The organism is Yokenella regensburgei, from assembly GCF_051486985.1.
Lineage (GTDB): Bacteria > Pseudomonadota > Gammaproteobacteria > Enterobacterales > Enterobacteriaceae > CBFFRJ01.
In genome coordinates this window covers 1-23,642 of sequence record NZ_JAHVDV010000008.1, presented here as the reverse complement: position 1 = coordinate 23,642, position 23,642 = coordinate 1, and the positions used below count along the sequence as shown (strand labels likewise).

Sequence of the window (23,642 nt, the reverse complement as noted above, 5' to 3'; positions counted from 1 at the left end):
TTCCGATCGACTGACAAACAAACTCAGCGATTACCACTGAGTGTTTACAATATAGACTCGCCAACCATCAAAATAACACCAAATGCATAACATTTATTTTACTTTTGCTTAAATTTGCGACATATGACACAAGCAAATCCCATCCCTTGCAGTGCAGAGAAATTAATAATTGTCTCTTAAATAACAGTATTTTAGATCTTTCCACGGTAGATTATTTGCATAAAAATTCATCCATATGCATAATAATGTAGTTTTCACGACCTGATACGGGTGACTTATGCGAAGCTCGGCAAAACAAGAAGAATTAGTTAAAGCCTTTAAGGCCCTACTTAAAGAAGAGAAATTCAGCTCTCAGGGAGAAATTGTTTCAGCGTTGCAGGAGCAAGGTTTTGACAATATCAATCAATCCAAAGTCTCCCGGATGCTCACCAAATTTGGTGCAGTACGGACACGCAACGCCAAAATGGAGATGGTGTACTGCCTGCCGGCAGAACTCGGCGTCCCTACCACCTCCAGCCCGCTGAAAAACCTGGTGCTGGACATTGATTACAACTCTGCCGTTGTGGTCATTCATACCAGCCCTGGCGCGGCGCAGCTTATTGCGCGTCTGCTGGATTCTCTGGGCAAAGCAGAGGGAATTCTGGGCACCATTGCAGGGGACGACACCATTTTCACCACCCCAGCCAATGGTTTTACGGTAAAAGAGCTTTACGAAGCTATCCTCGTTTTATTCGAACAAGAGCTCTGACACGGCACTTCTCTCCCCTCGTCCCCTGCGAGGGGCTCCTCTTGTTCATCGCTGTTTTGTCATCACCCTGCCATTTTTTTGACACATTGTGCGATTTTACGCTACATCACATTCACCAAATCTATCATTCCGCACAAAAAATCAAATCCTAATATCCTAATGATTTTATTGGTTTTTAACGGCGTAAAAAGTCATTTTTATACATTATTTGATATAAAAAACCGTTTCCTTACCACTTACTTACATTGGAAATAATTAGTCTGGTATTAATTTTTCGGGTGATTAGTGTATACTTGATTTTGTGATGAGGGTCACGAAATAAGACTCTCCAAAAGAAAATGTGACGAGGCAAATATCATGAATATCAAATCTACTGTAGCAGCACTCAGCGTTCTTTCCGTTCTCTCTTTTGGCGCCTTTGCCGCTGACTCCATTGGTGCCGGGCAAGCGCAGAATCGCGAGTCTATGGGAACCATTTCCGTCGGTGGGATTAGCTCTTCACCCATGGATATGCGTGCCGAGCTGAACAAAAAAGCGGAACAACAGGGTGCCTCAGCTTACCGCATCATTGAAGCCCGCACCGGTGACAACTGGCATGCCACGGCTGAACTCTATAAATAAGCTGTACCGACGCACCGCTATACCAACGTACCTTTAAGAAAGATCGCTCAACGGCACAGGCATAAAAATAGCAGTTTAACCCTTCTCGCCGTTGGGATTTAAGGAGAAAGAATATGAAACGTAACACTATCATCGCTACCCTTGGTCTGGCTTCTCTGCTCTCATTCGGTGCCAGCGCCGCAACGCAGATCTCCGCCGACCAGGCACAAAATCTTCAGCCGATGGGCAGTGTCTCCATCTCCCAGACGGCCAGTTCACCCATGAGCATCCGTGAGCAACTGTCAGCTAAAGCCGATCGGGCAGGCGCTTCCAGCTATCGCGTAACCGAATTGCAGGAAGGCGACACCTGGCACGCCACAGCTGAACTGTATAAATAAACCCTCGTCGTAAATGTCCTACGACTTGCCCCTGCATGACAGGGGCTTTTTTATGCCTGTCGGTCAACGAATATTGAAACGCAACTGTCCTTCCAGCTCCTCTTCTGCCTCATCAAACAACAGAATCAACGCCCCAAAACGTCGGCGTAATTTCTCGGGCAGATGGATAAACTCGATTTCCACCGGCAAGGGTAACCCGTTTGTCACAGTGTTCCAGAGTGAATCCAAATCACTGACCTCGTTACCCTCAAGAGATAGCTGGCGGGAAAAGTCACGAAAAAACGCCGTCTGGTCATCTATTTCGTCAAAATCAAAGGTGTAGATATTCATTATCCGCCATCCTGCCAAAGGGGCGGTGATACCGCCCCGTACGCTTATAATCCCCCGATATGCAGGGTTTTGACTTCCATGAACTCTTCCAGTCCCAGTACCGACCCTTCGCGCCCCAGACCCGACTCTTTTACCCCGCCAAACGGGGCAAGTTCCGTCGAGACAGCGCACTCATTGATGCCAATCATACCGCTCTCTAATGCCTGAGATACCCGGAAGACCCGCGACAGATTCTGAGTATAGAAATAGGCAGCCAGCCCAAAGGGCGTAGCATTAGCGCGCTGGATGACCTCATCTTCAGAGGTAAAACGGAAACAGGCGGCGACCGGACCAAAGGTCTCTTCTTTCGCAAGTTTCATTCCTTCGCTGCAATTACCCAGCACCGTAGGCTGCCAGAAGTTGCCTCCCCGCTCATGCGCTTTCCCCCCCGCCAGCACTTTAGCGCCATGCGCGACGGCGTCTTCAACATGTTCCCGAACCTTATCCACCGCAGAAGCTTCAATAAGCGGGCCGACCACCACACCGTCATCAAGGCCATTGCCGACGTTGAGCGCGTTTACCTCGCTGGCCAGTTTCTGCGTGAAGGTCTCATACACCGACTCATGAATGTAGAAGCGGTTAACGCTCACGCACACCTGCCCGGCATTGCGGAATTTATTGGCAATGGCACCTTTGACCGCTGCATCAATATCCGCATCCTCAAACACGATATAAGGGGCATTTCCCCCCAGCTCCATTGACACCTTTTTCATGGTGTCGGCGGCGTTACGAACCAGCGTTTTACCTACCGCAGTGGAACCGGTGAAGGAGATTTTACGCACCTCCTGACTGGCCATAATGGCATCGCTGATTTCAGACGTTGTCCCGGCAACCGCATTCAGCACGCCATCCGGCACGCCAGCTTTCTTCGCGAGGGCCAGTAGGGCAAATGCGCTAAGAGGGGTATTATTGGCTGGCTTGATGACGCCCGTGCAACCCGCCGCCAGCGCGGGCCCCAGTTTGCGGGTAAGCATCGCCATCGGGAAGTTCCAGGGCGTTATCGCCGCCACGACGCCGATCGGTTCCCGTGTCGCATAAATACGCGAGCCGGGTTTGGCGGGAGGAATGATTTCACCGTTGGCACGTTTTGCCTGCTCAGCAAACCACTGAATAAAGCTGGCGGCATACTCCACTTCGCCCTCCGCCTCTTTCAACGGCTTGCCCTGCTCGGTGGTCATCAGCCGGCCCAGCCAGCTCTTGTTTTCGATAAGCAGTTCGTACCAGCGATAAAGAATAGTAGAGCGTTCTTTGGCGGTTTTAGCACGCCAGCCGGGGAAGGCTTTGCTGGCCGCCGCGATAGCGTCTTCCGTCTCTTTTTTCCCCGCTTTCGCCACTTTTGCTATCACTTCACCCGTCGCCGGATTGTAGACGTCAAATGTCGTATCCAGTGTTTTCCAGACGCCATCCACCAGATAGCCCGTCTGAAACAGTTCACTGTCCTGCAATGCCTGCGTAGTCATTTGTCCTCCTGAACGGTGTTTTACAAAAGCTCCCATAAAGTATAGCCATAAAAAAACCGACGCTTTTCGCGTCGGTTTCAGGTTTAACGGGTGGTCAGCGCGTGCTGATATTTATGCAGCATCCCGGTGAGCCGCTGGACGGGGTCCGTCACCTGCGGTGGGGCATCCCAGTAATGCAGTTTTTCCTGATAAACGTCTAACTCTGCAAGGAGCTGAGAAAAATAGCGCCGCCGCTTACTGTCGCTGCCGGCATAAATAATTTGATCTGCCGTGCGTCGTAGCTGCCGATGAAAAGCAGAAAGATCGTCATTAACAGGTATCGGCGCATCCCGCAGACGTTGATGGGCAATAATCAGCGTCAGCGCCAGCCGGAACTTCGCCAGATCGCCCGGGAATTTATTCAGCAACAGAAACAGTTGCTGGTATAGGGCGGGAAGATGGTTTTCTTTGCGCCGGGCAGTATTGGTGGTCATGGCTGACACAGCCGCAAGCACAAACTGGTTGAGCAGCATGCGCCCGGTGCGAGCCTGCGAATTATCGCGCACCAGCAGGATAACCAGCAGCGCCAGGCCACATCCCACAATTTGCCCAAGCGCGCTGTCAAGAAACTGGCTGAAGTGGAAGGTCATCGGGTTATCCAGCACGATAATATTAATGGTGCTCGCCAGCGCGCCGAGCGAGCCCAGCCGCCGTTTTTGCACTTCGATACCAATAAAGAATGCCAGCACCGCCAGGCTGATACATAACAACAGCATGCTCTGTTGCGTAGAGGGGATGATAACCAGGAAGTAAAGCGCACCAAGCGGCAACGCCACCAGCGTCCCTAAGAGAAAATCAATCGCGACCATTTTAGGATTGGGCAGACGCATTGCCAGCGAGGTCACCACGGCAATCATTACCATGGTTCCACTACCGGATGTCCAGCCGCTCCACAGCCAGAACAAAGTGCCCAGCACACAGGAGAGCGTAGTACGCCAGAAGTTAATCATGGCGTGGTGGCGCTCCGCCGACGCGGGTTTTATCACCACTTCACGGCGCAGCACCTCATCTTCTGTGGCGCTGATTTTGGTGTTACTGGTGACGCCGCGCTTGAGCAGCAGATAGCGCGTCGCCGTTCCTACCCAGCTGTAAATGGTTACCGGCGTATCACGCTCACCTGTCCAGACAATGACGCGACGCATCCGTTTTAGCTGTTTATGAATGTCCTGAATAGTGTCGACAGGCGTATCAAACAGCTCCCGAAACGTGCCGGTAATCAGCTCCGGGCGGGTGTTCTGAATAAGATAGGTTTCACACGCCTGCGTTATCAGCGTCAGTGAGAGAGTGTTAATCGCCTCCAGACGGCGGTTGGCCTTGCCCCAGCGTGAAGATTCAATCTTCAGGTTGCTGCGCATGCCCTCCAGCGCTGCCGTCCGACGAACCAGCGCGCCCCATGCTTTATCGACATCCTCGGGCTCACCGTGCCGGATGCAAAGCTGCATCAGTTGATATTGCGCCACCAGCAGGCTGTCCAGCTCGCGGTCTATCTCTTTCTTAATGGAGCGCGGTGAAAAAAGAAGATCGGCCACGATGGCACAAACAATCCCGATAACAATTTCGCTGCACCGCTCAACGGCAAACTGTGGCGTCAGCAGCGGCTCGGTTTGAATAGTGATCACGATGATAAGAGCGGTATAACCGGCCAGCCCCCAGGCGTAGGAGTTTTCCACACGCACCAGCGAGGAGAGCCAGGTACAGAATCCCGCCCAGATACAGCAGACCACCAGCATCAGTAACGGCGCCCGAATCATTGCCATGATAATGACGAGTCCGGCAATACAACCGATAAAGGTACCGATAATTCGCAACATCCCGCGATAACGGATAGCCCCCGACCAGGGCTCACCCCCTGCGGCAAAGGCCGGACCTGCCGCCACAATAGCCGCCGTGAGCACTGCCCAGCGCGGTGTTTCCAGCTGGAAATGAAATCCTACAAATAGTGCCAGTACGATGGCGCAGGCCAGCTTTAAAGCGAAACGAATATGCTGGGTGGCAATGGAAAACAGGCCCATCGTAATTAACCCATTTCCCGCAGACGATGCGCCAGCTTGCGGAAGAACGAATCATGGCTTTCATCACGATCATTCGGGCCGGTGACGACTACCGTGGCGGTTGTGCCCGCAGGCCACAGATTCCCCTGCTGCTCATCAAGATGAATACGCACCGGCACGCGTTGGGCCAGACGAACCCACTCCAGGTTGGAGTCAATGGTCGCCATGCCTTTACTGTCGCTACTGCTACTGGCATTGGTCACCCCGGCCGCTACGCTATCGACGGTGCCTTTCAGCACATGATTGCTGCCAAGCGGTGTTATCTCAGCCCGGTAGCCTGGACGCACGCCTTCCAGTTTGGTCTCTTCCAGGTAGGCCAGCACGTAGAATGAATTCTGTTTGACCAGCGCCACCGCCGTCGAACCACGGGTGATGAACTCTCCGGCATACACGTTCAGGTTAGTCACCCAGCCATCTGCCGGAGCGCGTATTACGGTACGCTCAAGATCAAGCTTCGCCAGGTCGCGGGTCGCCTGCGCTTTCGCCAGTTGATGCAACACGGTCTGCAGTACGTTGTTGGCCTGGTCAATCTCTTCGCGGGACATAGCCTGAACGCCCAGTTGATTACGGCGCCCTGCTTCCCGACGCTTTTCACTTGCCAGCGCCTGGTAGTAAGAGACGTCTGCTTCGGCCTCTTCCAGCGCTTTCTGATAACGAGGCTGATCGATAGTAAAGAGTACCTGGTTTGCTTTAACCAGTTGGTTATCATGAACATTGACCGCGGTGATCAATCCCGCCACGTCAGGCGCGATCGCCACCACATCGGCGCTAAAGCGGGCATCACGGGTCCAGGGAGATTCGGTGTAGTAAACCCAGGCGCGGAAAATAGCGATGAACGCCAGGATGACCAGCACAACGGTAATCGCAGTACGAGAGAGATTTCTTGTTAGTGTTTTCACTTCTACCTCAAGCAAACAGACGCGACAGCAGATAAAACAAGCAGCAGTAAAGCGCGGTATTAAACAGCGCCGGATGCCAGACAAAATCATAAATCCCGGTCGGGATTAGCATGCGGCGCACCAGCCAGAAGATCGCCAGTGACAAAAGCAATTCGAAAAAAATCGGTGGGAACGACAGACCGAACACCACGATAACGGGAAACAGACTCATGTTGACCTTGATTAGAGAGAATGCAGGCGACAATATTTCTTATCCGTACCGCTACGGAGCAGTGAGCAGGCCAGGCGAGAGCGATACGTTAATTATTCAGCGAATAGTATATTAACGTAACTGTTATGCTGTTATCTATATAATGTGATCTAAATCACTTTTAAGCCAGAGTGAATAATGGAACGATTAAAACGCATGTCGGTGTTTGCCAAAGTGGTGGAGCAAGGCTCCTTTACGGCCGCTGCACGCCAGCTCCAGATGAGCGTCTCCTCCATCAGCCAGACGGTTGCTAAGCTGGAAGATGAGCTGCAGGTTAAGCTGCTAAACCGCAGCACACGTAGCCTGGGTCTGACCGAAGCCGGAAAAATTTACTATCAGGGCTGTCGGCGGATGCTCTTTGAAGTGCAGGATGTCCACGAACAACTGTACGCGTTTAATAACACCCCTATCGGGACGTTACGTATCGGTTGTTCTTCAACCATGGCACAAAATGTTCTCGCCAACATGACCGCCGAGATGCTGAAAGAGTACCCCGGCCTTTCCATAAACCTGGTGACAGGCATTCCGGCGCCGGATCTCATTGCCGATGGCCTGGACGTGGTCATTCGCGTGGGCGCATTGCAGGACTCCAGCCTCTTTTCCCGTCGGCTGGGGGCGATGCCGATGGTCGTCTGCGCGGCCAAAAGCTATCTGGCGCACTATGGCGTGCCTGAAAAACCGGCCGATCTGGTGAATCATTCATGGCTGGAATACAGCGTGCGCCCGGATAATGAATTTGAGCTGATTGCGCCGGAAGGCATCTCAACGCGATTGATCCCGCAGGGGAGATTTGTCACCAACGATCCCATGACGCTTTCACGCTGGCTGATTGCCGGTGCAGGGATCGCCTACGTGCCGCTGATGTGGGTGATCGAAGAGATCAATAAAAGCAATCTTGAGATCCTTTTCACCCGCTACCAGTCCGATCCACGTCCGGTATGGGCGCTTTATACTGAAAAGGACAAGCTGCCGCTGAAGGTACAGGTCTGTATAAACTATCTGACGGAGTATTTTGTGGAGGTGGCGAAGCTGTATCAGGGAATGCAGGGGCGTGGGCTGTAATGCCCTCACCTACAGGCTGAGGAATCCCCAGTAATATTACGTATTACAGCGATAACACTGCGCAATGAGAACACAACAGTTAAAGCGATGACAGGGTCCGGCTGAAAATCGACGAAGCGTATCCGTAAGGCCGGGGCGACGCGCAGGGATGCGCGGCGAGGGCGACTTTACAGGGACGTTTCCTTCGCCCGTCCCCGATAAGCCTGAAGGAGAAGCTGCGTGGACCGCGTCAGCGGCGATTTTCCTGGCCGGGAGCCCGGGTCGCCAGGGCGGTGGCGGCGAACCGCCCTGGCACGTTCACGGGTTCTGGCACTACAGAAAAGCAAGGAACATAAGGTGAACGGAATACCCCTCAGCGCCGCATGTTCCCCCTCACCCTCACCCTCTCTCCAAAGAGGGGACTTTCCGTGCTCATATTAATTTGTGGGGGCTCCCTCAGCCTACAGGGTGAGGGCATGTAAAACGAAAATCAGGCAGTACCACCGACGGTCAGGTTATCGACTTTCAGCGTCGGCTGACCGACGCCCACCGGCAGGCTCTGGCCCTCTTTACCGCAGACGCCTACACCTTTATCCAGCTTCAGATCGTTACCTACCATCGATACCTGTTGCATCGCTTCAATACCGGAACCGATCAGGGTTGCCCCTTTCACCGGTTTGGTGACTTTGCCGTTCTCGATGAGGTAAGCCTCGGAGGTAGAGAAGACGAATTTGCCGGAAGTGATATCCACCTGGCCTCCGCCAAAGTTGGGAGCAAAAATACCAAACTCAACGGATTCGATAATCTCTTGCGGCGTCGATTTACCCGCCAGCATATAAGTGTTGGTCATACGCGGCATCGGCAGATGAGCATAAGATTCACGACGCCCGTTACCGGTCGGCGCAACGCCCATCAGACGCGCGTTTAACTTATCCTGCATATAGCCTTTGAGAATGCCATTTTCAATCAAGGTGTTGTACTGGCCCGGCGTGCCTTCATCATCAATAGACACGGAACCACGGCGATCGGCCATGGTGCCATCGTCCACGATGGTACAAAGTTCTGAGGCGACCAACTGGCCCATTTGACCACTGAAAACAGAGGTGCCGCGGCGGTTAAAATCCCCTTCCAACCCGTGTCCAACCGCTTCATGCAGCAGCACGCCAGGCCAACCGGCACCCAGTACCACCGGCATAGTACCGGCAGGCGCGGCCACCGCAGAAAGATTCACCAGCGCCATACGCACGGCTTCTCTCGCCCAGACATCGGCGCGCACATCACCCTCTTCGTCCTTCAGGAACCAGTCGTAGCCGAAACGTCCGCCGCCACCGCTTGAGCCGCGTTCGCGTTTGCCCTCTTCTTCCACCTGGACACTGACTGAAAGCCGAACCAGCGGGCGAACATCGGCAGCCAGCGTACCGTCAGTTGCCGCAACCAGAATCAGTTCATAAACGCCGGTCAGACTGGCGGTCACTTCCTGAACACGTTTATCCGCCGCACGAGCGACCTTGTCTACCCGGCGCAGAATATCCAGCTTCTCTTCACGGCTCATGCTCTGTAACGGATCAATACTGGCGTAGAGGCCGCTATGTTCAACCGCCCCCAGTGTCTGCACACGCCCGTCACCGGCATCACGCACGATGGTGCGTGCGGCCTGAGCGCTCTGCTCCAGCGCCAGCAAGCTGATTTGATCGGCGTAGGCAAAGCCTGTTTTTTCTCCGCTCACGGCGCGCACGCCAACACCCTGATCGATGTTATACGAGCCATCTTTAATGATGCTGTCTTCTAACACCCAGGACTCGTGATAGCTCGACTGAAAATAGAGATCGCCATAGTCGAGTCGACGTTCAGTCAGCTGGCCGAGAATGGAAAACAGATCCTGATGGCTCAGGCCATTTGCTGCCAGTAATTGTTCACTTACCAGGTTCAGACTCATCGTTAGCTACTCGTTGTTGCCGCCCCGTGGGGCAGTAAAATGTCATATAAGAAGATTGAGGCAATTCTTAGATGCCGTCAAATCATTGCTTTTTCTCAGTGCGGGTCTGACGAAGCACTTCATTGATCTGCGGTCGGTCTACCGGGCCCGTTATCTGATAGCGCAGAATGGAAACTTTGTTCCAGAGTGGCCCCAGCACCTTACTGGCGGCAAACACGGCGGCCCCGACAATAGGGTTAACCGCAAAGGCCGCCGCGACGCCGACGGTTGCAGAGATCTCAGGCGCAACGACAGCTTCTATATTGAGCTGACGCTGCACCAAATCAACGGAGCCTTTCATTGCGATATCCGCTTCAAGCCCGTCGACCAGCGTGTCATCCGTGTGCAGCACGCCATCTTTAATCCAGGCCGCGCTTCGGATCGAATCAAAATAGAACCCTTCATTACTGAAGGTATCGCTGAAGTCAAAACGCAGTTTACGCAGCAATGCATCGACACTGAACAGGCGCAGCAATTGACCTGCATGCCCGGTACTGACATCTGTAATCTCCCCTTTACCCAAACGGGTACGAAGGATCCCGTTCAGAGACTCCTCTTTCGGCTGCCAGGGGGTGCTGCGCCAGTGTAAATCGTAATCCACATCAAATGAGGCGTTTCGCATCGGGGTGGTGATACCAAAGAAGTTCATCGCCGCATCGATTTTCTCTCCCTTCAGTGTCCCTTTAACAGAAGTGCGCTCTGCCCCCGTGCGGTTCACCCATTCTCCATTTGCCGTCAGGCGAGCAAAACCGCTGTCCACCAGACCATTGGTCAGGCTCAGGGTGTCTCCTTTGATATTGACATCGCCATCGATACGGCCATATTTCTGCCCCCACAGCCAGCACTCCGCGCAGCGAAGTTGCACATCAGGCCAGCTGGTGAAATCTATCTGCGAATTATCGCGTAACAGGGTAGTGGGTGACGAAATGTCATTCTCGCCCGCAGCCGTTGCTGATGGGTTGTAATAGAGATAGCGGATCGCCGCCTGCCAGGGCGCGTTATCGCGCATGGTCAGCGTACCATTGATTTCGCGCCCTTGCGCTTCAATGACCGAGCCGTCAGGCTGAGGTGTCGAGACCAGACTAAGGTTGTTCCACTGCTGGCCGCCCAGCAGGAGCAGCGGCGTGCGTAAGGCGATTCTTGACGGGAATGAGGTCGCGTTACTGACGTTGCTGGCGACCCCCTGACGAAACAGCGCCAGCCATTGTGCGCCGTCCAGGGCGGGAAGGTTAAGCTCCACGCCTTCTTTATCAGGCAGAGGCGGAACCGTATGACTGTCCGACGTCCAGATAGCGCGATCGAGCGTCAGCTTGTTACCCAGCAGCCATCGACTGTTGAAGTGATTGTTGCTTCCCGCGTTACCGGTCAGGTCAAACCGGTGCAAATTTCCATCAACCTTAAGCTTCACCGGTAAGGCTTTGCCCGACTGCTTATCCATCGGTGAGGGTAATGTGCTGGTTAAATTGGTTAAATCACCGTCCAGCGCAACGGCATAGTGCGCCCCGGAGCGGTAAGGCAGTTCAATATCCACCTTCCCCTTCCAGCCCACGCTGCCGCGGAGCGCATCATTCAGCTGCTGCGGTAATACGCCGGTCCGCGCTGGCTGCCAGTTTCCATTTAAATTGACCGCCACCTGATAGGCCTTTTCGCCCTCAGTGGTCGTAAAGTCGATATTTAACGGCTGGTTAAACCAGGTAGCCTGCAGCGGCTCGCTTTTCAGGTTGCCATTCACAAAGCTAAATTTACCGCGCAGATCGTTAACCGTACTGTTAATGGGTTTAATAAACAGATTATTGTGATTAAGCGTGACGTCACCTTTCGCGGTGGTTATTTCACCATCAAGCGGAATATCGAGATGTAAGCGAGCATTCACCTCTCCATCGAGTTGGAGTTCATCGAGCGCCGCTGACAGCGAGTCTTTCAACGGCGTCTCTTTAAAATAAGGTCCTACGGCTTTACCCGGCCCCTTGATATCGGCATCAATCAACAATTTTTCTTTCAGATAGTCCGGGATAACCGCGCGCAGGTTGCTGGCCTTTACGCCTCCTAACGCCACATCGTCCGTCTTCATCCACAGCCCATCATTGATGAAATCAAGCTCGATATCGAACTGCTTCAGTGCAGGCCAGTCGGGCTGAAAAGCAAAGGTCGCATTACGCAGCGGCACGTGCACTTCGAACTGCCCTTCATTGTGCTTATACGGGAACAGCTTCGGGTTACCGCTATATACCAGGGTCGCGTTTTCCGCCTGCCCGCCCTGGATCGCGCCGCTCAGGTAATCTACCAGCGCCTTGCCCATCAGATTTTCCGGGAAATAGCGCCACGCCTGTCCCCCGTCGCTGACATTAATGCCGGCAAGAATACCCAGCCAGGGTTCATCACCCGCCGGTTGCAGATAGCGGAAGTCACCACGAGCGCGAAGGGCATTGGCCTGAACATCTATGTTGCGCCCGTCCAGTTGCAGCCCGCGCGCATCTCGCTGCCAGTTGAGCGTGGCAACACCTTTTTCTATCTCCAGAGGGGCACGAAAAACCGTGGCATAAGGCATTTTTGCCTGGGCTATCTCTACCGTTACGCGACCATTTTCCATACTACCGGAAAGCGTACCGGCGAGGTTTTCAACGCCAGGCAGGAGTTGCCACTGCTTCCAGGCGATGTTTTTCCAGCTCGCCTGAAAACGTGTTTTATCCGTAGCCTGAAGCGGAATGTCGAGTGCCAGTTTTTCCAGCATCCCAGATGGCGTCATGGTGCGCCAGATGTTGCCCAGCTCCGGTGAAATCTTTTCGGCAATCGGCAGTAAGCCTTCCAGGCTGTCGAGCTCAAGGCGGCTGGCGCGTACCCGTAGTTCATCACTACGGCTCCCGGCAGACTCACCGGCTTCTCGCGCCGGGACCCAGGCAAACGCCAGCGCCCCTTCAGGCCAGGGGCGATCGTCCAGGGTAATACGGGTTTGTGGAATATCGAACTGCCATCCCTGCTGCTGACGCGAGATATGGGCAGTGAGATTATCCACCGTCATCTGGTGCACCTTTTTATCGCCCTGCCAGCTGGCGCCGCCTTTTTTCAGCCAGACATCGCCACTCTCAACATCTCCTTTGCTGAGGGTCAGCCACCCCTCCAGGCTGAAACGGGCGGAGTCCAGCGCCACGTTGTCCTGCATCCATTTCCCCAGCCAGGGTTTAACATCAATGTCATCGGCCTGCAGCCACAACCTGCCATTATTTAAAATGCCATTATCGTCACGCAGATCCATACGAACCTGCATCAGACCATGCTGGCCGGTCAAACTGGAGAGACTTAACTGACCCTCTGCACGATGTCTGTCGTTACTGTTAAGCCACGTCAGTTGAGGAATTGAGAGCTCGGCCCGTTGGCCTGAAAGGGTGAGAAAGCTGAGGCTACTGTCGCGCAGATCAAAGTGATCGAACTGACGAAGAAAGAGATCGCTGATGCGATTGGTTTCAATGCTGTCGCCGTCGTTGTTACGTTGCAGAGGGGTGTTGGTGCGCACCGCCAGTTGATAAAAGGTGAGATCGCGAAACTGCCAGCGCATATGCAGCAGGCTTTGCCAGACATCCAGCGCCAGGGTGACGCGTTTAACCGACAGACTGCCCCCATCTTTCAGCGCGGCGCTGACGTCACGCACCTCCAGATTAGGGCCATAATTCTCCCAGCTGGCATGCAGATAATTCGCCTTTACGGCAACGCCGGCCTGCGCCTCGATTCTGGCAAGGATTTCAGGGCGCCATTTGTCCAGATGAGGCAGCACAAGACGCAGGCCGCTGACTAACAGCGCCACGAAAACGATAAGCGTTGCCCCTGTAAGCAGCAAAATCCCCGGCAATCGCCTCACGCACCTCTCCTTGTCAGCAAAACGTCTGAAACCCGTCTTGGGTTTTACATCATTACCACGTCAAACTGCTCCTGATTATAGAGCGGTTCAATTTGTACTTTGACCTGCTTGCCAACAAAGATCTCAACTTCAGCCAGCGCATGGGATTCTTCACCTTTTAAGGTTTCAGCCACCGCAGGAGAAGCATAGACCAGGAATCGATCGGAATCGTAAGCGTGGTGTACACGGACAATCTCCCGCATGATTTCATAGCAGACGGTTTCGACCGTTTTCACCGTGCCGCGCCCGTGGCAGGTTGGACACTCATTGCAGAGCACGTGCTCAACGCTTTCGCGCGTGCGTTTACGTGTCATCTCAACCAGGCCCAGTTGTGAGAAACCGTTGATGCTGGTTTTTACTCTGTCCTTGCTGAGCGCCTGCTCAAGAGAGTGCAGCACGCGGCGACGATGATCTTCATTATTCATATCAATGAAATCGATAATGATGATCCCGCCCAGATTACGTAAACGTAGCTGACGGGCGATGGCCTGCGTCGCTTCGATGTTGGTATTGAAAATGGTGTCGTCAAGATTACGATGCCCCACAAAGGCACCGGTATTGATATCCACCGTGGTCATGGCTTCCGTTTGATCAATGACCAGATAACCGCCCGACTTCAGCTCAACCTTTCTTTCCAGCGCGCGCTGAATTTCATTTTCAACGTCAAAGAGATCAAAGATGGGCTGACGGCCGCTGTAATGCTCAATCTTATTGGTCATTTCCGGCATATATTCGGCGGTAAATTCCAGCAGCATGTCATAGGTCAGGCGGGAGTCGACACGAATACGGTCAAGCTGGGCGTCCGCAAAATCACGCAAAACACGCTGCGCCAGCGCCAGTTCACCGTAGAGTTTGTAGCGTGTCTGGTTGCGTTTTTTACGCTCCATCACCTTCGTCCAGACGCGCTTGAGGTAGGCGGCATCCGAAGAGAGATCGTCTTCACACACGCCTTCGGCGGCGGTACGGATGATAAATCCCCCCTGCTCGTCGCAATATTCCGCCACGACCCTCTTGAGCCTCTCACGCTCGGCTTCACTTTCAATACGCTGAGAGACACCCACGTGTGATGCGCCGGGCATAAACACCAGATAGCGGGAAGGAAGCGTGATGTCGGTAGTGAGGCGCGCGCCTTTGGTCCCCAGCGGATCTTTGACAACCTGAACCATGAGATCCTGGCCCTGACGCACCAGCTCAGAGATATCACGCACCGTGAAGTTCTTCTGCTCTTCGCCTGCCACGCATTCGGTATGGGGCATAATGTCCGAGGCATGAAGAAACGCCGCCTTATCCAGGCCAATATCTACAAATGCCGCCTGCATTCCAGGAAGTACCCGACTTACCCGACCCTTGTAGATATTGCCTACGATCCCGCGACGCGCTTCACGTTCAATGTGGATCTCCTGAAGGATCCCCCCATCGATATAAGCCACGCGTGTTTCTGATGGCGTTACGTTGACTAACAATTCAGCCGTCATGATTCTTTTTTCCCTCGCGAAGTGCGTTAAAGTTGCTCAACAGTTCCCACGTTTCCACCAGCGGCAAACCGACGACGGCATGGTAACTGCCATTAATTTTTCGGACAAAACAGCCACCAGCCCCCTGGATTCCATATGCCCCGGCTTTATCCAGCGGCTCGCCACTCGCCACATAGTTTGCGATGTCATCGTCAGATAACGCACGGAAAGTCACTTCCGTTTCCACGAGGCAATCCAGCAGATGCTGGCGATCCGCCAGCGCTACCGCGGTCAGCACATGATGGGTTTGACCGGAGAGTTGTCGTAACATTTTAGCAGCATGCGAGGAGTCATTCGGTTTTTCAAGCACTTCACCATTAAATATCACAATGGTATCGGCCCCCAGAACCGGCAGGTCGCGCGTGGCCATCGCAACACCTGCCTGCGCTTTTTCACGGGCCAGTCGAAGCACGTAATGGTGGGCGCTCTCCTGCGCCCGACGCTGCTCTTCAATACCGGGGATGATACGTTCGAAACTCACCCCCAATTGGGTGAGCAGTTCCTGACGACGTGGGGAACCGGAGGCAAGCCAGAGAGTTGTCATATAAAACCTTATTGCACGGCAAACTGCTGACGAATCTTACGCATCAACAGGAATATCCACGGCCAGAGCACGCCATTAACAAGACTGCTCCAGAAAATATCGGGCTTAAAAGAGACGTTAATGACTAAAAACTCAGCCCAGAAGATCACCACTTCAGTAGCTAAGGACAGCAGCATGACGACCAACGCCTGCTGCCAGAGTGCCAGATTACGAAACAGCTGATATTTTAGTGCGACCAGATAGGCGACGATGCTAAGAGACAATGCACGCACGCCAAGCGTGGAACCGCTGATGAGATCCAGTATGGCACCCATGGCAAAACCTGTACCCACATTTACGCGGTGCGGCAGTGCCAGAATCCAGTAAAGTAAGATCAGCAGGACCCAGTTAGGCCGGTAGACAAGAATGTCGTCCGGCCAGGGCATAATCTGAAGCAACAGTGCGATAAGAAACGAGAGCCAGATAACCCAGCGCCCCTGGCTACGGTAACTTGCCACTATTGCCCTCCCCCGGAACCAGAAGCAGGCGGTGCAGCAATACCCGTTGCCGGTGCTGGCATCGGCGCCGGTGGCCCCATTGCATCAGGAGACGGAAGCACCTGCGGCATCATCTGCATTAAGCGTTCGTTAGCCACACGATGTACATCTTCAGGTGTCATTGGATTGGTACCATTGCGGTCGGCTCCCCAGAGCAACAGCAAATAGCGCAGGCGTTGCAAGCCCGCCGTTGGACGCGCCTGTATAACGGTATACGCACGCTGCGTATCCAGTTTGACGGATGACACAACGCCCACCGGGTAGCCTTCCGGGAAACGCCCGCCAAGCCCTGAGGTAACCAGCACATCGCCGACGCGGATATCCGTATTGGCAGGCAGGTGTTCCAGTTGCAGGTCATCAGTACAGCCATTACCCGCCGCAATGACGCGAATATCATTACGCAGCACCTGAATAGGCAGCGCATGGGTGGCATCGCAAATCAGTAAAACGCGACTGGTGAGCTTAGCCACCGCAACAACCTGGCCGACTACGCCTTTATCACTGATGACGGGCTGGCCTTCATACACCCCGTTGACGCTGCCCTTGTCAATCACCACCTGGTCGCTGTAAGGATCGTTAACCGTGGAGATAACCTGGGTCACCATTTTTTGTTCGTCCTGACGCAGGGGCGAACCCAGCAGCTCGCGCAGTCGCGCGTTCTCCTGTTTGTATTGACCTAACATCAACAGCTCACTGTTTTTCAGCAGTAGCTCCTGACGTAATGCCCGATTTTCCAGTTCGAGTTGATCGCGCGAGGACAGCGTTTGCGACATGCTGTCTAATAATTCGCGGGGACCATTAGATATAAAATAGAAAGGGCTGACGGCAGTATCCATATACGTTCGAATCTGACTGAACGTACCGAGGCGGCTGTCTGCAATGATAACGCCCAGCGCCACAATCACCGCCAGAAAAAGGCGAATCTGTAGCGACGGGCCACGGCTAAAAATTGGCTTCATAGGCTTTGCGTATTCTCAGGCCAGGGAAACCCGGGACGTGATACGCCCCGAGTCTGACGCAGATTATTCTTCGCTGAACAAATCGCCGCCGTGCATATCGATCATTTCCAGTGCCTTGCCGCCGCCACGCGCTACGCAAGTCAGTGGATCTTCTGCAACTACGACAGGAATCCCTGTCTCTTCCATTAACAGGCGGTCGAGGTTACGCAACAGCGCACCACCACCGGTCAGAACCATGCCGCGCTCGGAGATGTCAGAAGCCAGTTCTGGCGGACACTGTTCCAGGGCCACCATCACGGCACTCACGATACCCGTCAATGGCTCTTGCAGCGCTTCCAGAATTTCATTGGAGTTCAGGGTGAAACCGCGAGGAACACCTTCTGCCAGGTTACGCCCACGCACTTCGATTTCACGCACTTCATCGCCCGGATAGGCAGAACCAATTTCGTGCTTGATACGCTCTGCGGTCGCTTCACCAATCAGAGAGCCGTAGTTACGACGGACATAATTAATGATGGCTTCATCAAAACGGTCACCGCCGATACGCACGGAGGAGGAGTAAACCACGCCATTCAGGGAGATAACGGCAACTTCAGTCGTACCGCCACCAATATCGACCACCATAGAACCGGTTGCTTCAGAAACCGGCAGGCCTGCACCAATGGCGGCCGCCATCGGCTCTTCAATCAGGAAGACTTCACGGGCACCTGCGCCCTGAGCAGATTCACGAATCGCACGACGTTCAACCTGGGTTGCACCAACCGGCACACAGACCAGCACGCGCGGGCTCGGGCGCATAAAGCTGTTGCTGTGGACTTGTTTAATAAAGTGCTGCAGCATTTTTTCCGTCACGAAGAAGTCGGCGATGACACCATCTTTCATCGGGCGAATAGCAGCGATATTGCCCGGAGTACGCCCAAGCATTTGCTTCGCGTCATGACCTACAGCGGCGACACTTTTCGGTGAGCCGGCACGATCCTGACGAATGGCCACTACTGAAGGCTCATTCAATACGATGCCTTGTCCTTTTACATAAATCAGGGTATTCGCAGTACCCAGGTCAATGGACAGGTCATTGGAAAACATGCCACGAAATTTTTTCAACATACTAAGGGATAATCCTGAAAGCTGGGGCGGAAAAATAAAATCCGCTTACTTTACCAACCACACGTAGCAGCGACAAGGCGCAAAAATCATCTGCTACGGTGAAAATTAGTGCAGTTTGTTTCCTTTGTTACAAACAACCTGACTCCTTCAGGGTTTGCCAGTAGCGGGAGCACTCCATGCCCGATGATTGCAACCTGTCAAAGGTTAAAACTCGCGTTTGTGCTGTAACATTCTGGCGGGCAGGCAAGCACACCCCCATTGGACACAGCGCGCATTATTCTACGTGAAAACGACTTAAACGGCAGTTCAAACCGAGTAACTTTGAGAATATTTTTTCACACTGGTATCAAGGGGCTGAGAAGCGGCAATAAAATCGCCCTGACCGCCTGAAACCCCACGTTCAATCAATGTCTGCCACTCGCTACGTGAACGAACGCCGGTGGCGAATACGCGTGTACGCGTTCCTTTGCAGGCCTCCACCAGGCTTTGTACCAGCAATTGATTTTCCGTGCGTTTTTCAATATTTCTTACCAGCCCTGGATGAAGCTTCAATAACTCCACGTCCAGGGCTTTAATCCAACTGGTGCTCACCAGAGTTAAACCCGCTTGCGTAACAGCAATTCGCGCCCCCAGGGCGTTAACTAACCGTACAACGGGCTGTAAGCGACCGATATGTTGACAGACATCTGCCTCTGCAAGTTCAAAAATAATCCGTTTTCGTTGTGATTTTTCACATTGCATCAGGGTGTCACGCAGCCAGCGTTGAAAACGCGGGCGAATAAGGGACTCAACGGTAATCTGCATGGCGAGGTTTTCTTCAGGCCAGTAACCCAGATAGGGAATGAGTCGGCCGATCTGTAAGCGGTCATACTCTTCTGATAATCCGAACTGTAAAACCATGGGCATATATTCCGCAGAAATGACCTCTTGATCCTCATCGTAAATCCGGCACATCAGCTCACGATGGTGTACCTGACCATCGCGATTGACCGCCGGTTTCTGATACACCCGCGGCCCGCCACGGCTAAGCATATTTTCAATGAGGGTCCGCCAGCGTACATTGCCTCGCCCCTGTTCCGGCAGCGAGTCATCATATACTGACCAGCTGTTACCACCCTGCAGACCGGCATTGCGAGTAGCCACTTCCGCATGTTCCATGACCTGTTCCGCTGATTGTCCGCTGCGCCAGGCACAGACGCCGATGTGCATCATGTCCTCCTGGTCGAGCATTTTGCTTCGCGGCAGTCCGTCAAGGGCTCTTAAAATCTGCCCCGCAATGCTCTCCGCTTCTTTTAACGTGCGATGAGGAAGCAGAACCGCAAAATCGCTACGGTGATAGCGCGCAAGCAGGGAGCCCGGGTAGCGCATAATAAAGGTAGAGAGCAGGTTGATGAGCATAAACAGATGCTCTTCCACAACGGCCCTGCCCCAGTTATCCCGGAGTAAATCAAAATCAGGCAGACGTATTAACATCACTACGCCGTGGGCGCCCACTTTTTCCTGATCCTCCAGCAAGGTGGCCAGTTGATTATCAAAAAAGAGACGATTATTGAGTCCGGTTTTCGTGTCCTGGGCGGCGTACGAACGGATCATGGTATCAATATGGCTACGCTGATCGCTGGCGAACTGGATCTCAGCCAGCAGAATATCTAGTGCGCTGCTGGCGCGTGACGGCCATTCATAAACGGACCCCCGCGCTTTTGCTCCCCGTTCGCCGTTCAGAATCCGCGCCGAGCGCATGTCAAGCAGCTCCTGCCCGGCGAGCTGACGACGTAGCCAACGCACGGAGAGGAAAATGATGACCACCATAAAGCCTATCGCCGCCGTGAGCGGAACCGTGGTCAGTAGCGAGCGGAAGTAGTTCGCCATCGGATCCTGATAAACCATAGTAATGGTCATACCGGGATTTTTTAGCGAGCCAATCTTCAGCTCACGGTATTGATAATTGCTGCCCGCCGGGCGATAGCTGCTTTTGCGGGTATGCTCAAGTACCGTTTTTTTGCCCTGACGAATCTCAATGCCCACGATGTCAATAGGCACCATTAATTCATCAAGCTGAGGTTTTAGCGCAGGGAGAGAGGTAAAGATAAGACGAGAGTCAACAACGGCGGCGACGGATTCCACACGATTAGCGACCTTTGACTGAATCGCGTTATAAAAGCTGAGCGAGCTCCCAAGCAGGGTGACAAATATCGCCAGGCCTGTCAGTAGGGTTACAAACGCTGAAAATTTCGTCGTTAATCGCATCCTTGTGTTAACTCCGTAGTGTGAAAGAACGAGGCGCGACTTATTCGGGTGAAAACTGAGTAAGCGCTCACGAGCAAAACGAGCCCGGCATACTAGCAGGGTTAGCGTTTCTGGCAATGGCTATTCCCACCGCCTATGCGAGTATAGCCTTCAGAAAATTTTTGCCAATCATCGGTACGAGTGATGAAAGAGCGAAGGTGACCAGCATCAGGAGTTCAATTTTTCGTGATATTCCTCCGCATGTCTCCACCCCGTGCTACAAGTAATAAAAACAGGGGGACACCATGCACATGCCAAAGAAAAAACTCACTGAAGCTGACGTAACGGCGGAATCCGTATTTATGCTCCGGCGCCGCCAGATCTTAAAGACGCTGGGGATCGGAGCGGCGGCACTCAGCCTCTCTCCCCGTGCGCATGCCGATCTGCTGGACTGGTTTAAGGGCAATGACCGACCCAAAGCGCCTGCCGGCCAACCTCTGACGTTCTCCAGACCTCCGGTGTGGCAAAATGCCTTGACCTTAACGCCGGAAGATAAGGTCACGGGCTATAACAACTTTTATGAGTTTGGTCTGGATAAAGCCGATCCTGCCGCCAATGCGGGCAGCCTGAAAACATCCCCCTGGACCCTAAAGATTGAGGGTGAGGTGGCTAAACCCTTAACGCTTGATCAAGATGATTTAACCAAGCGCTTTGCGCTTGAGGAACGTATCTACCGGATGCGCTGTGTGGAGGCCTGGTCGATGGTCGTTCCCTGGATAGGTTTTCCGCTTCACAAACTGCTGGCACTGGTTGAACCCACCAGCAATGCTAAATATGTGGCTTTTCAGACGTTGTACTCCCCGGAGGTGATGCCCGGTCAGAAAGATCGTTTCATCGGCGGCGGTCTTGAATACCCGTATGTGGAAGGATTACGTATAGATGAAGCGATGCATCCTCTGACGCTACTATCGGTCGGAGTTTATGGCAAAGCACTACCGCCTCAAAACGGCGCACCTGTTCGTCTGACGGTCCCCTGGAAGTATGGCTTTAAAGGTATTAAATCTGTCGTGAGCATTAAACTGACCAGTAAACGGCCCCCGACGACATGGAATCTTGCGGCACCTGACGAATATGGCTTCTTCGCTAACGTAAACCCGCATGTTGATCACCCTCGCTGGTCGCAGGCGACAGAGCGTTTCATTGGTTCAGGCGGCGTGCTGGATGTGAAACGTCAGCCCACCCTGTTGTTTAACGGCTATGCCGATGAAGTGGCCTCACTTTACCGGGGTCTGGATCTGCGGGAGAATTTCTGAGTGCGATTAACAGCGAAGCACATCACCTGCCTTAAAGTGGCGCTGCATCTTGCGGGATTTCTGCCGGTTGTCTGGCTGTTCTGGGCAGCCTCCCAGGGCTATTTCAGTGCCGATCCTGCCAAAGATATTCAGCATTTTACCGGGCGAATGGCGCTGAAGTTTCTTCTTGCGGGGCTTCTGGTTACGCCACTGGCGCGCTATGGTCGTCAACCGCTCCTGATTCGCACGCGCCGTTTACTCGGTTTATGGTGTTTTGCCTGGGCCACGCTGCACCTGACCAGTTATGCTCTGCTTGAGCTTGGCCTCAGTAACCTGACACTGTTAGCCCAGGAATTGACCACACGACCCTATCTGATGCTGGGGATTGTCAGTTGGCTTATACTGCTTGCTTTAGCCGCCACCTCAACCCAATGGGCGCAGCGAAAATTAGGCAAACGCTGGCAACAATTGCATAACTTCGTTTATCTGGTGGCGATCCTGGCCCCCATCCATTACCTGTGGTCCGTGAAGATAATATCCCCGCAGCCCCTTCTGTACGCTGCCTTCGCCGTTGTACTTTTAGCGTGGCGATACAAGAAGTTCCGCCAGTGGTGGCGATAATCCTGCCGGGGCATGACGGCCCCTCAATGCGTACTCTTCAACCGGCAGAGTAATGCTGGCGGTTGATAATCTTCCCTGATAAGACCAGTATTTAGCTGCCAAATGCTACGAAATCGTTATAATGTGCGACTTTGGTTTTCCCGTCAGGGTTTTTAAGACCCTGAATGAGTGACAACCATGCAACTTAGGTATATTTTGTATTTTACCGGAAGTTTGCAGGAGATAGCAGCACGTTGTCGGCTAAATTGCTGATTGCACGTCCCTGCCTTCTGACGTTATTGTGTCAGGGACGGGCAAGCATGGGTAAGGCGACACCGGGTAAGTATTCATCGACCGAATTCATCAGGCTAAAGATGGTATCGACTCTACCCTGATCAATACGGCCGCGTTGACGCCAACCGGTATTGTCACCCGCTCTGCCACCATGCTTCTCTCCGGTATCGCTGTAAGTGCCACCTGTATATCCGGCGCTTGCGGCTATTCAAACGCGTTACAGACGGCGGTAAAACGCCTGTCACAATCAAACTAAACAAGAGTACGGAACCCACTCATGGATATTCGTAAGATTAAAAAACTGATCGAACTGGTTGAAGAATCAGGCATCGCTGAACTGGAAATTTCTGAAGGCGAAGAGTCTGTACGTATCAGCCGCGCACCGGTAGCACCCGCTTATCCGATGATGCAGCAGGCTTATGCGGCACCGGTTATGCAGCAGCCAGCGCCTGCGCTTGCTGGCGCAGTAGCGTCTGCCGCTCCGGCAGTAGTGGAATCTGCACCTGCACAAATCAGTGGTCACATCGTACGTTCCCCGATGGTCGGGACTTTCTACCGCACCCCGAGCCCGGATGCGAAAGCATTCTGCGAAGTGGGCCAGAAAGTCAACGTGGGCGACACGCTCTGCATCGTTGAAGCGATGAAAATGATGAACCAGATCGAAGCTGATAAAGCGGGCGTGGTGAAAGCCATCCTGATCGAGAGCGGTCAACCTGTCGAATTCGACGAGCCGCTGGTCATCATCGAATAACGAGGCGAAGATGCTGGAAAAAATTGTCATCGCAAACCGTGGCGAGATTGCCCTGCGAATTCTGCGTGCCTGTAAAGAGCTGGGCATCCGGACTGTC

At 53.4% G+C, this 23,642-nt stretch carries 21 protein-coding genes; 8 read left to right on the top strand and 13 right to left on the bottom strand.

Annotated features, from left to right (window positions below):
- Window positions 1-277 precede the first annotated feature (277 nt).
- From argR to yhcN (KXR87_RS07715), 3 genes are all read left to right on the top strand, one after another.
- Window positions 278-748 (top strand): transcriptional regulator ArgR, encoded by a 471-nt coding sequence (gene argR / locus KXR87_RS07725; protein WP_437431684.1) that lies wholly within the window; start codon window positions 278-280, stop codon window positions 746-748.
- Between the two features lie 357 nt (window positions 749-1,105).
- Entirely contained in the window at window positions 1,106-1,369 is a 264-nt protein-coding gene (gene yhcN, locus KXR87_RS07720) for a peroxide/acid stress response protein YhcN (protein ID WP_437431683.1), read from the top strand.
- Between the two features lie 113 nt (window positions 1,370-1,482).
- Window positions 1,483-1,746, top strand: coding sequence for a peroxide/acid stress response protein YhcN (gene yhcN, locus KXR87_RS07715; RefSeq protein ID WP_437431682.1), 264 nt, complete (start codon window positions 1,483-1,485; stop codon window positions 1,744-1,746).
- A 63-nt stretch (window positions 1,747-1,809) separates the two neighbouring features.
- On the opposite strand, the gene KXR87_RS07710 is transcribed toward yhcN (KXR87_RS07715), so the two are convergent.
- The 5 genes from KXR87_RS07710 to aaeX all read right to left on the bottom strand — a co-directional run bounded on the left by KXR87_RS07710 (window position 1,810) and on the right by aaeX (window position 6,775).
- Entirely contained in the window at window positions 1,810-2,076 is a 267-nt protein-coding gene (locus tag KXR87_RS07710) for a barstar family protein (protein WP_437431681.1), read from the bottom strand.
- Window positions 2,077-2,120: 44 nt separating this feature from the next.
- Window positions 2,121-3,575: an NAD-dependent succinate-semialdehyde dehydrogenase gene (locus tag KXR87_RS07705; protein WP_437431680.1), complete on the bottom strand. Its 1,455-nt coding sequence runs from the start codon at window positions 3,573-3,575 to the stop codon at window positions 2,121-2,123.
- A gap of 83 nt (window positions 3,576-3,658) precedes the next feature.
- Window positions 3,659-5,626: a p-hydroxybenzoic acid efflux pump subunit AaeB gene (aaeB, locus tag KXR87_RS07700; RefSeq protein WP_437431679.1), complete on the bottom strand. Its 1,968-nt coding sequence runs from the start codon at window positions 5,624-5,626 to the stop codon at window positions 3,659-3,661.
- Window positions 5,627-5,631: 5 nt separating this feature from the next.
- A complete protein-coding gene (gene aaeA, locus KXR87_RS07695; protein WP_437431678.1) occupies window positions 5,632-6,564 on the bottom strand; it encodes a p-hydroxybenzoic acid efflux pump subunit AaeA in 933 nt (310 codons plus the stop codon).
- A gap of 7 nt (window positions 6,565-6,571) precedes the next feature.
- Window positions 6,572-6,775 carry a p-hydroxybenzoic acid efflux pump operon protein AaeX gene (gene aaeX, locus KXR87_RS07690; RefSeq protein ID WP_437431677.1) on the bottom strand — a complete coding sequence of 68 codons (204 nt, stop codon included), beginning with the start codon at window positions 6,773-6,775 and terminating at the stop codon, window positions 6,572-6,574.
- 177 nt (window positions 6,776-6,952) lie between these two features.
- On the opposite strand from aaeX, the gene aaeR reads away from it, so the two are divergent.
- Window positions 6,953-7,876 carry an HTH-type transcriptional activator AaeR gene (gene aaeR / locus KXR87_RS07685; protein ID WP_437431676.1) on the top strand — a complete coding sequence of 308 codons (924 nt, stop codon included), beginning with the start codon at window positions 6,953-6,955 and terminating at the stop codon, window positions 7,874-7,876.
- 469 nt (window positions 7,877-8,345) lie between these two features.
- Here the strand turns inward: aaeR and tldD are convergent, their stop codons facing one another.
- The 8 genes from tldD to csrD form a co-directional block, all read right to left on the bottom strand.
- Complete coding sequence (gene tldD, locus KXR87_RS07680) at window positions 8,346-9,791, bottom strand: metalloprotease TldD (protein WP_437431675.1); 1,446 nt, start codon at window positions 9,789-9,791, stop codon at window positions 8,346-8,348.
- 82 nt (window positions 9,792-9,873) lie between these two features.
- Entirely contained in the window at window positions 9,874-13,683 is a 3,810-nt protein-coding gene (gene yhdP / locus KXR87_RS07675; protein WP_437431674.1) for an AsmA2 domain-containing protein YhdP, read from the bottom strand.
- Between the two features lie 44 nt (window positions 13,684-13,727).
- The gene (gene rng / locus KXR87_RS07670) at window positions 13,728-15,197 is read right to left on the bottom strand and encodes a ribonuclease G (RefSeq protein WP_437431673.1); all 1,470 of its coding nucleotides are present in this window, start codon (window positions 15,195-15,197) and stop codon (window positions 13,728-13,730) included.
- Window positions 15,187-15,780, bottom strand: a complete 594-nt coding sequence (locus tag KXR87_RS07665) for a Maf family protein (protein WP_437431672.1) — start codon at window positions 15,778-15,780, stop codon at window positions 15,187-15,189. The genes rng and KXR87_RS07665 overlap by 11 nt, the downstream gene beginning before the upstream one ends.
- An 8-nt stretch (window positions 15,781-15,788) precedes the next feature.
- Window positions 15,789-16,277 (bottom strand): rod shape-determining protein MreD, encoded by a 489-nt coding sequence (mreD, locus tag KXR87_RS07660; RefSeq protein WP_437431671.1) that lies wholly within the window; start codon window positions 16,275-16,277, stop codon window positions 15,789-15,791.
- Window positions 16,277-17,275, bottom strand: coding sequence for a rod shape-determining protein MreC (gene mreC / locus KXR87_RS07655; protein WP_437431670.1), 999 nt, complete (start codon window positions 17,273-17,275; stop codon window positions 16,277-16,279). The genes mreD and mreC overlap by 1 nt, the downstream gene beginning before the upstream one ends.
- Window positions 17,276-17,338: 63 nt before the next feature.
- Window positions 17,339-18,382: a rod shape-determining protein MreB gene (gene mreB, locus KXR87_RS07650; RefSeq protein ID WP_000913396.1), complete on the bottom strand. Its 1,044-nt coding sequence runs from the start codon at window positions 18,380-18,382 to the stop codon at window positions 17,339-17,341.
- 306 nt (window positions 18,383-18,688) lie between these two features.
- The gene (gene csrD / locus KXR87_RS07645) at window positions 18,689-20,629 is read right to left on the bottom strand and encodes an RNase E specificity factor CsrD (protein ID WP_437431669.1); all 1,941 of its coding nucleotides are present in this window, start codon (window positions 20,627-20,629) and stop codon (window positions 18,689-18,691) included.
- Between the two features lie 290 nt (window positions 20,630-20,919).
- Between csrD and msrP the strand changes: the two genes are divergently transcribed.
- From msrP to KXR87_RS07625, 4 genes are all read left to right on the top strand, one after another.
- Complete coding sequence (msrP, locus tag KXR87_RS07640; protein WP_437431797.1) at window positions 20,920-21,921, top strand: protein-methionine-sulfoxide reductase catalytic subunit MsrP; 1,002 nt, start codon at window positions 20,920-20,922, stop codon at window positions 21,919-21,921.
- A complete protein-coding gene (msrQ, locus tag KXR87_RS07635; protein ID WP_437431668.1) occupies window positions 21,922-22,521 on the top strand; it encodes a protein-methionine-sulfoxide reductase heme-binding subunit MsrQ in 600 nt (199 codons plus the stop codon). It abuts the gene before it with no gap.
- 550 nt (window positions 22,522-23,071) lie between these two features.
- Window positions 23,072-23,545: an acetyl-CoA carboxylase biotin carboxyl carrier protein gene (gene accB / locus KXR87_RS07630; protein ID WP_437431667.1), complete on the top strand. Its 474-nt coding sequence runs from the start codon at window positions 23,072-23,074 to the stop codon at window positions 23,543-23,545.
- Window positions 23,546-23,555: 10 nt separating this feature from the next.
- On the top strand, window positions 23,556-23,642 hold an 87-nt coding region (locus KXR87_RS07625), incomplete at its 3' end, for a biotin carboxylase N-terminal domain-containing protein (protein ID WP_437431796.1).

Bases quoted from the DNA above. Each gene is read 5' to 3' on its own strand.
- tldD (WP_437431675.1), bottom strand. From the start codon at position 9,791: ATGAGTCTGAACCTGGTAAGTGAACAATTACTGGCAGCAAATGGCCTG.
- csrD (WP_437431669.1), bottom strand. From the start codon at position 20,629: ATGCGATTAACGACGAAATTTTCAGCGTTTGTAACCCTACTGACAGGC.
- aaeB (WP_437431679.1), bottom strand. From the start codon at position 5,626: ATGGGCCTGTTTTCCATTGCCACCCAGCATATTCGTTTCGCTTTAAAG.
- msrP (WP_437431797.1), top strand. From the start codon at position 20,920: ATGCCAAAGAAAAAACTCACTGAAGCTGACGTAACGGCGGAATCCGTA.
- aaeX (WP_437431677.1), bottom strand. From the start codon at position 6,775: ATGAGTCTGTTTCCCGTTATCGTGGTGTTCGGTCTGTCGTTCCCACCG.
- accB (WP_437431667.1), top strand. From the start codon at position 23,072: ATGGATATTCGTAAGATTAAAAAACTGATCGAACTGGTTGAAGAATCA.
- yhcN (WP_437431682.1), top strand. From the start codon at position 1,483: ATGAAACGTAACACTATCATCGCTACCCTTGGTCTGGCTTCTCTGCTC.
- mreB (WP_000913396.1), bottom strand. From the start codon at position 18,382: ATGTTGAAAAAATTTCGTGGCATGTTTTCCAATGACCTGTCCATTGAC.
- KXR87_RS07710 (WP_437431681.1), bottom strand. From the start codon at position 2,076: ATGAATATCTACACCTTTGATTTTGACGAAATAGATGACCAGACGGCG.
- rng (WP_437431673.1), bottom strand. From the start codon at position 15,197: ATGACGGCTGAATTGTTAGTCAACGTAACGCCATCAGAAACACGCGTG.
- aaeR (WP_437431676.1), top strand. From the start codon at position 6,953: ATGGAACGATTAAAACGCATGTCGGTGTTTGCCAAAGTGGTGGAGCAA.
- yhcN (WP_437431683.1), top strand. From the start codon at position 1,106: ATGAATATCAAATCTACTGTAGCAGCACTCAGCGTTCTTTCCGTTCTC.
- KXR87_RS07705 (WP_437431680.1), bottom strand. From the start codon at position 3,575: ATGACTACGCAGGCATTGCAGGACAGTGAACTGTTTCAGACGGGCTAT.
- KXR87_RS07665 (WP_437431672.1), bottom strand. From the start codon at position 15,780: ATGACAACTCTCTGGCTTGCCTCCGGTTCCCCACGTCGTCAGGAACTG.
- mreC (WP_437431670.1), bottom strand. From the start codon at position 17,275: ATGAAGCCAATTTTTAGCCGTGGCCCGTCGCTACAGATTCGCCTTTTT.
- argR (WP_437431684.1), top strand. From the start codon at position 278: ATGCGAAGCTCGGCAAAACAAGAAGAATTAGTTAAAGCCTTTAAGGCC.